Raw genomic sequence first — 13761 nt, 5'->3', positions numbered from 1 at the left:
CCATTTTCACTTTTAAGTGTTGATGGTTTATAGTTTCATTGTACTTAACAATGCATTCGGACGCGGGATGGAGCAGTTTGGTAGCTCGTCGGGCTCATAACCCGAAGGTCGTAGGTTCAAATCCTGCTCCCGCAACCACATTTAGATTGAATGCTTTTATAGCGTTGATCATGCGACACTAGCTCAGCTGGTAGAGCGCAACCTTGCCAAGGTTGAGGTCACGAGTTCGAGCCTCGTGTGTCGCTCCAAATAAAATAAAGCGCTGAATTATATTCAGCGCTTTTATTTTCTTTAAAATTAATGCTGTGAAGCATTAACCCCACGTAAATTCTGCTCTTTTAGAACATTCTGATTCATATCTAACCATAGAATCAATAAAGTTATCTGCGTTGACTACATATCCACATGGAATGTTGCTGCAGAGGGCTAGTTATATGTGTCATTACCATATAATCAACAAACTTATCCACAAAAAAAAGATTGTGGATAAGTCTGTTAGTAGTTTTTAAATGAGCATTCAATAAATACACCAAAGAAAGATCTTATCTTGAAATATTGATCGTTAAATTATTTTACTTGTTTTAACTCGTTGATATTAAAAGGCATTTGTTTTCTTCTTGCATCTTTTTCATTGTTTGTAAAGATCTTTTATCTTGACTTCTTTGATCCTTATCATATTCCTGTCTTGTGTTTAACTTTTTTATTGTTTGTCCTATTTACCGACCAAAATAATGTTTTCCACATTAATTCCGATCGACTTCAAATTTAACTAAGAGGCTCATTTGGATTATGCATCTCTTGGGAGCCCTTTCTCTATAATACGAATTAAGCGTTGTTCTTTTCGTTTTATATTTATTTGTTGTGAGTTTTGTTGCTCGATAGCCCAATGGATATGAATATCTAAATTTGTATCGAATCCGAGTCTATTTTGTAGTGAAAGAATGATATCGGGAGAATGTGGTGCATTTCCTAGAGCAATTGAAATATTACGTAACCATTGCGTATGACCAATACGACGAATCGCTGACCCTTCCATATATTTTAAAAACGAATCTTCATCCCAATCAAATAGGGCAAGTAGATCTGAATTATTTAAGGAGTCTCTACGATGAAAATCAGATTGTTGGGTTATTTCTGCTTCTCTGTTCCAAGGGCAAACAAGCTGACAGTCATCACATCCATAGATACGGTTCCCCATTAATGAGCGAAACTCTTCTGGAATTACGCCACTATTTTCTATGGTTAAATAAGAGATACAGCGTCTTGCATCAATAACACCATTGTCTAAGATGGCGTTAGTTGGGCATGAACTAACACAAGCGGTGCATTTGCCACATTGATTTTCGACAGGAGCATCAATAGGCAGTGGTATATCAACTAACAGCTCTCCTAAGAAGAACCAAGAGCCTGCATCCTTATCTAACAGAAGGGAATGCTTACCTGTCCAGCCAAGCCCGGCTTTTTCAGCCAGAGGCCTTTCTAGGATGGGGGCTGAATCGACAAAAGGGCGATAGCCTAATTGCTCGACTTCAGTTTCAATTTTTTGACCTAATTTTTTCAGCTGATTACGAATAAGTTTGTGATAATCACGTCCTAAAGCATAACGACTAATATAAGCTTGCGTTGGATCGCTTAAATTACTGGCGAAACAGGCTTCAGGTGGAAGGTAATCCATACGGGCACTGATGACGCGAATAGTTCCAGGGTGTAATTCATTAGGTCTTGCTCTCATTAGACCATGACGGGCCATCCAGTCCATGGAACCATGATAACCGGCCTCAAGCCATTGCTCTAAAGCGGCTTCATGTTGAGATAAATCGACGTCACAAATCCCGACTTTTTGAAAGCCGAGTTCTTGTGCCCAAAGTTTGATATTAATAGCGAGTTCTTGATAGTCAATTTTCACGAGAGATTACATTTTTTTATTACAGTATAATGAGTAAAAGTTTATCATATAGAGAAGATAACTCGTAATTTGGTACTGTTCATTAACGTACTGTTGAGTGATATTCATATATAGAAAAGGTAGCTTGCGTATAAACATTCGCCGTATTAAATTGTGAATCTGATACCAAGTCCATCAATTTAGACAATTAAAATAGTGAAATTAGTGAATAATGGAACGCTTTGAATTTAATTTAGCTACTGAAGACGACACTGTCGAGTTCGGTAGACAGCTTTCTCAAGCTTGTACTCAACAAACAACGATTTTCTTACATGGTGATCTTGGCGCGGGTAAAACGACGTTTAGCCGAGGATTTATTCGTTCATTAGGTCATGTAGGTAATGTAAAAAGTCCAACATATACTTTGGTTGAACCTTATGAATTGGATAAATGGCAAGTATATCATTTTGATTTATATCGTTTAGCTGATCCTGAAGAATTAGAATTCATGGGTATACGTGACTATTTTACCGATGATGCGATTTGTTTGGTTGAATGGCCTGAGAAAGGGGAAGGGTTATTACCCAATCCTGATATCGATATTGAGCTTCGCTATGATGGTGAGGCTCGTCATGTCGTGATCACGGGTAATAATGAATATGGCTGCAGTTTACTTCAACGGTTGGATTTGTGTTAATCGGTAAATATCTTCGTACAATTGGGTGTGCATTACTTGTATTTATATCTACGAGTGTTTTTTTTGTTTCTGCAAATACATTAGAAGGCGTTCGTGTTTGGCCTTCGCCAGATGAAACTCGTATCGTTATTGATCTGAATTCAGAAGCGAACTATAGCTATTTTACATTGAGTAGCCCTTCTCGTTTAGTTATCGATCTTAAAAATACCAACCTGAAAGCAAAATTACCGCTAACGGTTAGTGATAGTAATGTTTTAAGTAAAATCCGTAAGAGCTCACCTCCTTCAAAGGGGACGACTCGTTTGGTTTTTGAACTTAAGCATTCTGTCGAAGCTAAGTTATTTAAATTAGCCCCTACGCCTGGTGGTCAATATGGTCATCGTTTGGTTATGGACCTACCTCATAACGCAAACAATAAAGCGGAAGTAAATAAACCTATCCCCAATAAGCCATCAACCCCAATTATCAATTCAAATATGAATCATATAATAGGGAATGGCGAAATTGTTGTCGCGATTGATGCGGGACATGGTGGTGAAGATCCTGGCTCTATTGGGCCAACTCGAAAATATGAAAAGCACGCTACTCTTGCGATATCTAAGAAAGTGGTTGCACGAATTAATGCTCAGCCTGGAATGAGAGCGGTATTAACTCGAAGTGGTGATTATTTCGTTAACTTAAATAAACGAACGGAAATTGCTCGAAAAAATAAATCGCACTTACTTGTTTCTATTCATGCGGACAGCTTTCGCTCACCAAAGCCTCGCGGGGGTTCTGTGTTTGTGCTCAATACACGTCGAGCGAATACAGAAATTGGTCGTTGGGTTGAAAAGCATGAGAAACAATCTGAATTGCTTGGTGGTGCTGGTGATGTATTAGCGAAAAACAGTAATGATAGAAACGTGAGTCAAACATTGTTGGATTTGCAATTCAGCCATTCTCAGAAGGAAGGGTATAAGTTAGCCGTTGATGTTCTAGGAGAAATGGGTAAAGTCATTAAGCTCCATAAAAAAGCACCTGTTAATGCGAGTTTGGCTGTTCTTAAATCTCCGGATATTCCTTCAATCTTGATTGAAACTGGATTTATTTCAAATCCAACAGAAGAGAAACAGCTATTTCAACGAGGTCATCAAGACAAAATAGCGAGAGCTATTTCAAATGCAATCATTCGTTACCTTAATGAAAATCCACCTCAAGGAAGTCTTTTAGCTGCACAAGAGCAACAGAGTGTACATAAAGTTCGTTCGGGTGAGTCGTTATCATTGATTGCTAAAAAGTACGGTACGACAACGGCAAAATTAAAGAGTGTAAATAAACTTAAAAGTACGAGTTTAGCGGTTGGTCAACTGCTAACTATCCCAAGTAACAAACCGGTTTATGTTGCGCCAAAAACAAATACATCAAACGTAAGTACATCAACAACGCAATCTCGTAAGATCATTACTCATAAAGTTCGCTCTGGTGAGTACTTAGGTAAGATAGCCGCAAAATATAAGGTATCGACGAGCAGCATTCGCTCACTAAATCGATTAAAGTCAGATACTTTATTTGTTGGGCAAAAATTGAAGGTGAGCATTGTTGCTCCTATTCAAAAGCATACGGTGAAACGTGGTGAATTTTTAGGTAAAATTGCATCTAAATATGGTGTCACTGTATCGAGTATACGAACAGCCAATAAATTACGTTCAGATGAGCTAGCTGTCGGACAGGTGCTTATTATCCCAACCAGTTAATTAAGGATATGGTTATGCCAATTCAAATCTTACCCGCTCGACTGGCCAACCAAATTGCGGCGGGTGAGGTTGTGGAACGCCCTGCTTCGGTTGTCAAAGAATTGGTTGAAAATAGTATCGATGCAGGAGCGACTCGCATCGATATTGATATCGAAAAAGGGGGCAGTAAACTCATTCGCATCCGCGATAATGGATCTGGTATCCCTAAAGATGAACTGACATTAGCATTAAGCCGTCACGCGACCTCAAAGATTACGACTCTTGATGATCTTGAAGCGATTGTCAGTTTAGGGTTTCGTGGTGAAGCTTTGGCGTCAATCAGCTCTGTTTCTCGATTAACGCTTACCTCTCGCACTGTTGCACAAGAAGAAGCGTGGTCTGCACATGCTGAAGGGCGAGATATGGAGGTTAAATTAAAACCAGCCGCTCACCCTGTTGGGACAACCATTGATGTTGTCGATCTATTCTTCAATACTCCTGCCCGTCGAAAATTTCTTCGTACCGATAAAACTGAATTTACTCATATTGATGAGTTGCTTAAACGTATTGCATTGAGTCGATTAGATATTACGATCAATTTACGTCATAACGGTAAATCGGTTCGTCAATACCGAGCAGCTCAAACGAAAATGCAAGTAGAGAAACGTTTAGTCGCCGTATGTGGCGCGAGTTTTTTACAGCATGCATTAGAAGTTGAATTGGAGCATGGAGATCTGCTCTTTCATGGATGGATTTCATCTCCAGAAGGTGCTCGTGCCCAAGGTGATGTTCAATATTGCTATGTGAATGGTCGTATGATGAAAGATAAGTTGATTAATCATGCAATTCGTCAAGGGTATGAATCAAGCCTTTCTACGAATCAGTATGCGGCTTATATTTTATTTATTGAGATAAATCCACATGATGTAGATGTGAATGTTCATCCAGCAAAGCACGAAGTGAGGTTTCACCAAGCACGGTTAGTGCATGATTTTATATACCAAGCTATTTATGGCGCTTTGCAACAGGCGGCATCTTTACCTGAGGTAACAACGACATCAGATATTGAAATGGATAGGGAATCTTATTTTCCACCAATGAAAGATTATGTTCGTCAATCCTCTCAGCCGCTAACTGATGCTCATATTGAGAACAAATCAAAGCAATTGAAAGAAGCGGTCGAAGCAACACCGAGTTACCCAAATAAAGCGTCTTCAGATGAGTGGGTATCTAAAGCAAAACCATCAATGCCTAAAGCGTATCAGAGTGAAAAACCGTCCCAAAGAGAATTGAATAACTACCAACATTTATTAACAACGCGAGATCGTGAAAACAAAACATCTAATTTTGAAGTTAACGAAGTACGAATCCCTGAGATTTCAGAGGCTAAACATAACACTGTTGTTGTGCCTCAATTGAAAAGTGCGGTGTCGACTTCTATGCTATTAGGGAAAGTGTTAAGTGTTGTTGATAAGGTGTTTGGGCTGCTTCAATTAGGTAATCAATTGCAATTGGTTGATCTACGCTATGCTGAATTTATCAAAAGTTATGGCCAATTAAACTCGGCTCGTCATGAAGCGTTAAAAGCTCAACCGTTATTGATTCCATTATCGATAGGGATTGATAAAGATATTTGTAACAAACTCACAGAGTATCAAGGTATATTGAAACAACTTGGTATTGATCTTAAAGTGAAAAATAACGCAAGTTTGATAGTTATGGCGGTTTGTCAGCCTATCAGGCAACAGAATTTACAACAATTGATCCCGAATCTGTTAAGGTATATTTATCAGATTAATCCATCGTTGGATCAAGTGATTAGCTGGCTTTCTCATCAAGTACAACATGATGAAGCGTGCTATAGCTCAGCACAAGCAATACAACTTGTGATGGAATTAGAGCAGTTGTGGGGTAATGAATTATCTCAATTTAATAATAAACTGCTAAAAAACATAGATATTACTCAGGCGATACAAGCATTTAGTCATGAATAAAGCATTACCTCAAGCCATCTTTTTGATGGGACCAACTGCATCAGGGAAAACGGACTTAGCAATTCAATTGCGAAAACGTTTTCCAGTGGAGTTGATAAGCGTAGATTCAGCCCTTATCTATAAAGGTATGGATATTGGTACGGCGAAACCAAATGAAGCGGAACTTTTACAGGCTCCTCATCGTCTTATTGATATTCTCGATCCGGCAGAGAGCTATTCAGTTGCTGAATTTCGTCGTGATGCCTTAAAAGAGATGGAAGAAATTGTTGCTCAAGGAAAGATACCTTTATTAGTAGGCGGTACAATGTTGTACTACAAAGCACTGCTAGAAGGTCTTTCACCATTACCAGCAGCGGATGCTGACATTAGAGCTCAAATTGAGCAAGAAGCGGAAACATTGGGGTGGGAGGCGATGCATGATCAGTTAAAAGAGATTGATCCTGTATCCGCTGAGAGAATTCATCCTAATGATCCACAACGACTTTCCCGAGCGTTGGAAGTGTTTCGAATTTCGGGTAAAACATTAACAGAATTAACCCAAGTTAAAGGTGATGCTTTGCCTTATCAAGTGCATCAATTTGCGATTGCACCTAAAGAAAGAGCAGAAATTCACCGTCGTATTGAACTGCGTTTTGATAATATGATGAAAGGCGGTTTTGAAGAAGAAGTTCGTTCTCTTTATGAACGAGATGATCTTCATGCCGATTTGCCATCAATTCGTTGCGTAGGTTATCGACAAATGTGGGAGTATTTTGATGGGGAAGGCACATTAGATGACGCGATTTTCCGCGGTATTTGTGCGACTCGTCAATTGGCCAAGAGACAAATCACCTGGCTACGTAGCTGGAAAGACTTAACTTGGCTGGATAGTGACAATATTGATGGTGCCCTACAAACGATTTCTGATCGTTTAGATAAGAAACAAGCACAATAATGTATCAATGTTGTTTAACTTCAGAGCGTTTAGTCATAAGCTAAAGACTAATAGCTAAATAAAATTACAATTACAAACCAAAAAGGAAAAAAAAATGGCTAAAGGGCAATCTTTGCAAGACCCATTTTTGAATGCACTGCGTCGCGAAAGGATTCCAGTGTCTATTTATTTAGTGAATGGGATTAAATTACAGGGACAAATCGAATCATTTGATCAATTTGTTATCCTATTAAAGAACACAGTAAATCAAATGGTATATAAGCATGCGATTTCTACTGTTGTTCCTGCTCGTGCTGTAAGCCATCACACTGCTAGTGATCGACCACAAGGCGAGCGCCCACAAGAAACAACAGAAGAGTAAGACTATTTTATTTTTAAATAGACAATCTGTTAAGGAGTTAGCGCTTGTTTGACCGTTATGAATCCGGTGAACAGGCTATTCTTGTGCACATCAGCTTTACTTATGAAGGGGAGTTGGAAGATCTCAACGAGTGTAAAATGTTGATATCTTCTGCTGGAGCCAACACATTAGGTGTTGTGACGGGGACCCGTCAATCTCCGCTCCCTAAATATTATGTTGGTTTAGGTAAAGCACAAGAAATTGCCGATATGGTTCGAGCTAAGAATGCGGATATTGTGATTTTTAATCATGCGCTTTCTCCTGCTCAAGAACGAAATTTAGAGGCATTATGTGAATGTCGAGTGATAGACCGTAATGGGTTAATACTGGATATTTTTGCTCAACGTGCACGAACCTATGAAGGTAAGTTGCAAGTCGAGCTCGCACAATTACGTCATATATCTACTCGATTGATCCGAGGATGGACACACCTTGAACGCCAAAAAGGCGGGATTGGTTTACGTGGTCCTGGTGAAACTCAGTTGGAAAGCGATAGACGATTATTACGAGATCGTATTAAAGCAATTCAACGTCGATTGGCTAAAGTCGCAAAACAACGCGAACAAGGTCGTCGGGCAAGATATCGTGCAGAAATCCCAACCATTTCTTTAGTTGGTTATACTAACGCAGGTAAATCTACGTTATTTAATCGAATTACAGAAGCGGGGGTTTATGCCGCTGACCAGCTGTTTGCTACGCTTGATCCTACATTACGTAAGATAGACGTTACAGATGTTGGTACAGCAATACTTGCTGATACCGTGGGCTTTATACGTCATTTACCTCATGATCTTGTTGCCGCGTTTAAAGCGACACTTCAAGAAACACAAGAAGCAAATATCTTGTTACATGTTGTTGATGCCAGTGATGAACGCTTTCGTGAGAACATTGAAGCGGTAGATATTGTTCTAGAAGAGATAGATGCCAATGAGGTACCTTATCTTCTCGTAATGAATAAGATTGATGACTTAGAAGATCAACAACCACGAATTGACCGTGATGAAGAGGGTGTTCCTCGATGTGTTTGGGTTTCAGCAATGGAAGGCGAAGGCATTGATTTACTTTTTCAAGCATTAACGGAGCGATTAGCAGGGCAGATGGTAGAGCATACATTGCGGTTACCTCCTGAATTGGTTGGGCGTTTTCGAAGTAAATTCTTTCAAATGCAAAGCATTATAAAAGAAGAATATCAGGATGATGGCAGCTTGCTTATTGATATACGTATGCAGCAAGTTGATTGGTCTAAGTTAGAAAAACGTGAAGAGACTCCGTTAAGTTATTTTTTAATGACTGACGAGAGTACACCGAATTCTTTATCTTCATAATTACTTTGGAGTTTTCTAATGGCGTGGAATGAGCCTGGAAATAACAACAATAACAACAATAACGGCGGTGGCGATAATAAAGACCCTTGGGGTAATAAAAATCGTGGCGGTCGTGATCAAGGTCCACCAGATCTTGATGAAGTATTTAATAAGCTAAGCCAAAAACTAAGCGGTAAGTTTGGTGGTGGCAATAAAGGCGGAAACAATAAAGGTGGCAGTGGCTTACCTTCATTTGGTAATGGTGGCGCAATTGGCTTAGGTCTAATTGCTGTTGTCGCAATTGCTATCTGGATATTCTCTGGTTTCTATACGATTGGCGAGAGTGAGCGTGGTGTTGTTCTACGTTTAGGCAAGTACGATCGTATGGTTGATCCAGGTCTAAACTGGAAACCAACTTTTATTGACCAAGTAACAGCTGTAAACATTCAATCGATTCGTTCATTAAACTCAAAAGGGTTAATGCTAACAAAAGATGAAAATGTAGTCACAGTTGAAATGGGTGTTCAATATCGAGTTGCTGACGCAAGAAAATATTTATATACCGTAGTTAATGCTGATGACAGTTTACGTCAAGCAACTGATTCTGCACTTCGTGCTGTAATCGGTGATGCTAAAATGGATGATATCTTGACCAGTGGTCGTCAAGTGATTCGTCAACGCACTCAAGAAACACTGAATCGTATTATTGATAAATACGATATGGGGTTAATTGTTGTAGACGTTAACTTCCAATTAGCTCGTCCGCCGGAAGAAGTGAAAGCGTCGTTCGATGATGCGATTGCAGCTCGAGAAGATGAAGAGCGTTTCATTCGTGAAGCAGAAGCGTACAGTAATGATATTCTACCTAAAGCGACAGGTCGTGCTGAGCGTTTGAAGAAAGAAGCTCAAGGTTATACTGAACGTACCGTCAACGGAGCTATTGGTCAAATTGCTCAGTTTGAAAAACTGTTACCTGAATACAATAAAGCGCCTGAAGTCACACGTACTCGTCTGTATCTTGATACGATGGAACGTGTATACAGTAATACAAGTAAGGTTCTGATTGATTCGGAATCTAATGGTAATTTGTTGTATCTTCCATTAGACAAAATGGTAGGCAATCAACAAGGGTCTGCTAAATCTTCTCCTAAAACATCAACATCATCATCTAAAAATTATGATTTTGAGTTAGAGAAAAATGGACAACCAGATCCAAAAGCGAATACTACAGGCCGTACTTCAACTCGTGAAGGGAGATATTAATCATGCGTAAGTTAATGATCCCAACGCTTATCGTTGTTATCGCTATTTTCTTAATGTCACTATTTGTGATACCAGAAGGCGAACGCGGAATAGTTACTCGATTTGGCCGTTTGATTAAAGATGATAATCAAGTTACACGTATTTATGAACCTGGCCTGCACTTTAAAATGCCAATGTTCGATCGTGTAAATACATTAGATGCTCGTATTCAAACAATGGATGACCAGTCAGACCGTTTTGTAACATCAGAGAAAAAAGACGTTATTATCGACTCGTATGTTAAGTGGAAGATCAAAGACTTTGGTCAATTCTATCTAGCAACAGGTGGCGGTAACATCTTAACGGCAGAGTCATTATTACAACGTCGTGTATCTGATGGTCTACGAGCCGAGATCGGCGGAAAAACAGTGAAAGAGATCGTTTCTGAGAAACGTGAAGAAGTAATGGCAACAGTACTTCTTGACTCTCAAGAAGGAACGGGTGATTTAGGTATTGAAGTGATTGATTTACGAATCAAGAAAATCAACTTACCTGAAGAAATCTCTGAGTCGATTTACCGTCGTATGCGTGCAGAGCGTGAAGCGGTTGCTCGTAAGTTACGTTCTCAAGGTCGTGAAAAAGCCGAAGTTATTCGTGCTCAATCAGAACTTGAAGTGGCTACTATCATTGCAGAAGCAGATAAAACAGCACAAATTACTCGTGGTAATGCGGATGCGAAAGTAGCAAAACTGTACGCTGATACGTTTAATAAAGAACCTGAGTTCTTTGGTTTTATTCGTTCATTACAAGCGTATGAAAAATCATTTAACAGTAAGAATGACATCTTAGTGCTTGATCCTAAGACGGACTTCTTTAAGTACATGAATGATCCAATGGGTGGGAAATAAATCTTATTTTAGATTTTAACTTACTTTAATAACAAGGTCCTACGGGGCCTTGTTTTGTTTCTGAAGGAAAAATAAATGAGTAATGCAGTGTGGTTAGCGATTGGTGGTGTGCTTATTGTTGAGGGATTAGGTCCATTAATTGCCCCTGATGGATGGCGAAACATGGTCGCTCAATTAAGTGAGCAACCGAATAATACGTTGCGTCGTATTGGTGGTTGTTTAGTGGTTTCTGGTCTTGTTATTTGCAGTATGATGCTTTGAGTTTTTACCTAAATATAAAATCGTAATCTTGTTTTTGATTTCATTCAAAAAAATAAATAATGATATTGTGTAGATTGACAGCGCTTTATTGTGAAAGTGAGATTTCGCTTAAAAATAACTGAAACATTTTTCTATCAATGCTAGAATCCATTTTTAACTAACAAGCAGACTTTGGAAAGATGGGAAATAACGTAGTCGTTCTGGGCACCCAATGGGGTGACGAAGGTAAAGGTAAAATAGTAGATCTTTTAACTGAAGATGCAAAGTATGTGGTTCGCTATCAAGGCGGTCACAATGCAGGCCATACTCTAGTTATCGACGGTGAGAAAACCGTTCTACACTTAATTCCATCAGGTATTTTACGCAATAATGTTGAATGCATTATCGGTAATGGTGTAGTGCTTTCACCTGATGCCTTACTAAAAGAAATGGCGCCACTTGAAGCGCGTGGCATTCCAGTTCGTGAACGCCTATTCATTTCTGAAGCTTGTCCTCTAATTCTTCCTTACCACATCGCATTAGACCAAGCGCGTGAGCTTGCTCGTGGTAATAAAGCAATTGGCACAACTGGTCGTGGTATCGGTCCAGCGTACGAAGATAAAGTATCTCGTCGTGGTCTACGTGTTGGCGATCTGTTTGATAAAGTGACTTTTGCAGAAAAACTAAAAGAAGTAATGGAATACCATAACTTCCAATTAGTAAATTACTATAAAGTAGAAGAAGTAAATTACGAAGAAGTACTTGAGCAAGTGATGAGCTATGCTGATTTACTTGTATCGATGGTTATTGATGTTACTGATACTCTTGATGCTGCGCGTAAGCGTGGCGACAAAATCATGTTTGAAGGTGCTCAAGGTACGCTTCTAGATATCGACCACGGTACATACCCATATGTAACTTCTTCGAACACAACCGCTGGTGGTGTTGCTGCTGGTTCTGGTTTTGGTCCTCGTCACTTAGGTTACATTCTAGGTATTACCAAAGCATATTGTACTCGTGTAGGTTCAGGTCCATTCCCTACAGAGCTATATGACGGTCTAGATAAACAAGACCCAATTGGTAAGCACTTAGGCGATGTTGGTCATGAGTTTGGTGCAACAACAGGCCGTTTACGCCGTTGTGGTTGGTTCGATGCTGTTGCTATGCGTCGTGCAATTCAAATCAACTCATTATCTGGAATTTGTCTAACTAAACTAGACGTTTTAGATGGCCTAGAAGAGCTAAAAATCTGTACTGGTTACAAGATGAAAGATGGCTCTTTATTAGAAGTTTCTCCAATGGCTGCTGAAGCATTTGAAGAAGCGACGCCAGTATATGAAACTATGCCTGGTTGGTCTGAGAATACATTCGGTGCACAAACAATCGAAGCGCTTCCACAAGCGGCTCTAGATTACATTAAGCGTATCGAAGAACTAACAGGTGTTCCAATTGACATTATCTCTACTGGTCCTGACCGTAATGAGACAATCGTTAAAGTACACCCATTCGAAGTTTAATAACGAACGAATGAATAAAAGCCAGCTCATGTAGCTGGTTTTTTTGTGCCTGAAATTTGAGAATAGATATAGAATTTGATCTAATCGGTAGCGTGATTTTTGTGTTTTTCATCTTTATCAATAACTTATAACTATGGGCAAAAACTTGCCACGAAAGGCAAATTTTGTCTAAAGATATTGCCGCTTACGTCGATATAATAAATACAGTTATAAAGAGTTGATGAATATGAAATTACGACATCTCGTCGTTGCGTGTATGGTGGCTTTAGCGCCAACGCATGCATCGACTAAAGAGATCGGAGAACCGGTCCCGATCTATACCGAAGATCAATTATTTAGATTATTTGATACGAACTCACATTTAACGCGAGTTCAAAAAGTAGATAATTGCCAACTAGTTGAAGATATTGTCGCCCGTGCAACAAAAATAGATTCTCCAGCTTATGAATTCTTGTATGGAGATATGTTGGCGTGGGGGGTTTGTGTTGACCGTGATGTAGAGCTTGGCCTCTATTATATGGAAAACGCAGCCAGACAAGGGTTACCTGCCGCATTAGAGCAAATTGGACGATACTACTCTAAAGGCACCTTAGTTCAGCAAGACAGAGAAAGAGCGATACCTTACTTACGTGAAGCCGCTGCAATGGGAAATCTTAATGCCCGTATTAGTTTAGCTGAGTTGCTTTTGAGTGATTATGGAAGTCCATTAGACTATGAAGATGCGTATCGATGGTTATACAATTCGGTTACGTCAGATGGGCGCAAACACCAACGTATTGCCAATCTTCGTGATGGATTAGAAATGCGAATGCCAGGAAATGTCATTGCTAGAGCAAAGCGTCGAGATACGTTCTGGTAGTGTAATTAAAATATTCGCATTAAGTTAACCTTAATGTAAACATCAGCTCTAAAAAAGCAGCATTGATAA

The 13761-nt window shown here is 39.5% G+C and carries 12 protein-coding genes and 2 tRNA genes; 13 read left to right on the top strand and 1 reads right to left on the bottom strand.

Annotation, left to right across the window (positions count from 1 at the left end):
- Positions 1–61 precede the first annotated feature (61 nt).
- Together A6E04_RS04020 and A6E04_RS04015 are read left to right on the top strand one after the other, a co-directional pair.
- Positions 62–138: transfer RNA gene (locus A6E04_RS04020), tRNA-Met, on the top strand.
- A 34-nt stretch (positions 139–172) separates the two neighbouring features.
- Positions 173–248: transfer RNA gene (locus A6E04_RS04015), tRNA-Gly, on the top strand.
- 539 nt (positions 249–787) lie between these two features.
- Here A6E04_RS04015 and queG read toward each other — a convergent pair.
- Entirely contained in the window at positions 788–1900 is a 1113-nt protein-coding gene (gene queG / locus A6E04_RS04010; RefSeq protein ID WP_023604134.1) for a tRNA epoxyqueuosine(34) reductase QueG, read from the bottom strand.
- A 217-nt stretch (positions 1901–2117) separates the two neighbouring features.
- On the opposite strand from queG, the gene tsaE reads away from it, so the two are divergent.
- The 11 genes from tsaE (at position 2118) to motX (ending at position 13692) form a co-directional block, all read left to right on the top strand.
- Positions 2118–2582, top strand: coding sequence for a tRNA (adenosine(37)-N6)-threonylcarbamoyltransferase complex ATPase subunit type 1 TsaE (tsaE, locus tag A6E04_RS04005; protein ID WP_012551217.1), 465 nt, complete (start codon positions 2118–2120; stop codon positions 2580–2582).
- A complete protein-coding gene (locus A6E04_RS04000; RefSeq protein WP_017022678.1) occupies positions 2576–4315 on the top strand; it encodes a LysM peptidoglycan-binding domain-containing protein in 1740 nt (579 codons plus the stop codon). Before tsaE ends, A6E04_RS04000 begins: the two co-directional genes overlap by 7 nt.
- A gap of 8 nt (positions 4316–4323) precedes the next feature.
- Positions 4324–6288: a DNA mismatch repair endonuclease MutL gene (gene mutL / locus A6E04_RS03995; RefSeq protein ID WP_422614045.1), complete on the top strand. Its 1965-nt coding sequence runs from the start codon at positions 4324–4326 to the stop codon at positions 6286–6288.
- Positions 6281–7222, top strand: a complete 942-nt coding sequence (miaA, locus tag A6E04_RS03990) for a tRNA (adenosine(37)-N6)-dimethylallyltransferase MiaA (protein ID WP_017022676.1) — start codon at positions 6281–6283, stop codon at positions 7220–7222. The genes mutL and miaA overlap by 8 nt, the downstream gene beginning before the upstream one ends.
- 94 nt (positions 7223–7316) lie before the next feature.
- Positions 7317–7583, top strand: a complete 267-nt coding sequence (gene hfq / locus A6E04_RS03985; protein WP_017022675.1) for an RNA chaperone Hfq — start codon at positions 7317–7319, stop codon at positions 7581–7583.
- A 44-nt stretch (positions 7584–7627) separates the two neighbouring features.
- Positions 7628–8947: a ribosome rescue GTPase HflX gene (gene hflX, locus A6E04_RS03980; RefSeq protein ID WP_017022674.1), complete on the top strand. Its 1320-nt coding sequence runs from the start codon at positions 7628–7630 to the stop codon at positions 8945–8947.
- Between the two features lie 18 nt (positions 8948–8965).
- Positions 8966–10189 (top strand): FtsH protease activity modulator HflK, encoded by a 1224-nt coding sequence (gene hflK, locus A6E04_RS03975; RefSeq protein ID WP_023604137.1) that lies wholly within the window; start codon positions 8966–8968, stop codon positions 10187–10189.
- Positions 10190–10191: 2 nt separating this feature from the next.
- Entirely contained in the window at positions 10192–11076 is an 885-nt protein-coding gene (hflC, locus tag A6E04_RS03970; protein WP_017022672.1) for a protease modulator HflC, read from the top strand.
- Positions 11077–11151: 75 nt separating this feature from the next.
- On the top strand, positions 11152–11337 hold the full coding sequence (locus A6E04_RS03965; RefSeq protein ID WP_012551209.1) for a DUF2065 domain-containing protein: 186 nt from the start codon (positions 11152–11154) through the stop codon (positions 11335–11337).
- Between the two features lie 179 nt (positions 11338–11516).
- Positions 11517–12833: an adenylosuccinate synthase gene (locus A6E04_RS03960; protein WP_017022671.1), complete on the top strand. Its 1317-nt coding sequence runs from the start codon at positions 11517–11519 to the stop codon at positions 12831–12833.
- A 220-nt stretch (positions 12834–13053) separates the two neighbouring features.
- Positions 13054–13692, top strand: coding sequence for a flagellar protein MotX (gene motX / locus A6E04_RS03955; RefSeq protein WP_422107277.1), 639 nt, complete (start codon positions 13054–13056; stop codon positions 13690–13692).
- Positions 13693–13761 lie beyond the last annotated feature (69 nt).

Source organism: Aliivibrio logei (genome assembly GCF_001691055.1).
Classification (GTDB): Bacteria; Pseudomonadota; Gammaproteobacteria; order Enterobacterales; family Vibrionaceae; genus Aliivibrio; species Aliivibrio salmonicida.
The sequence above is the reverse complement of the archived record's forward strand: the minus strand, read 5'-3'. Positions and strand labels throughout refer to the sequence as shown.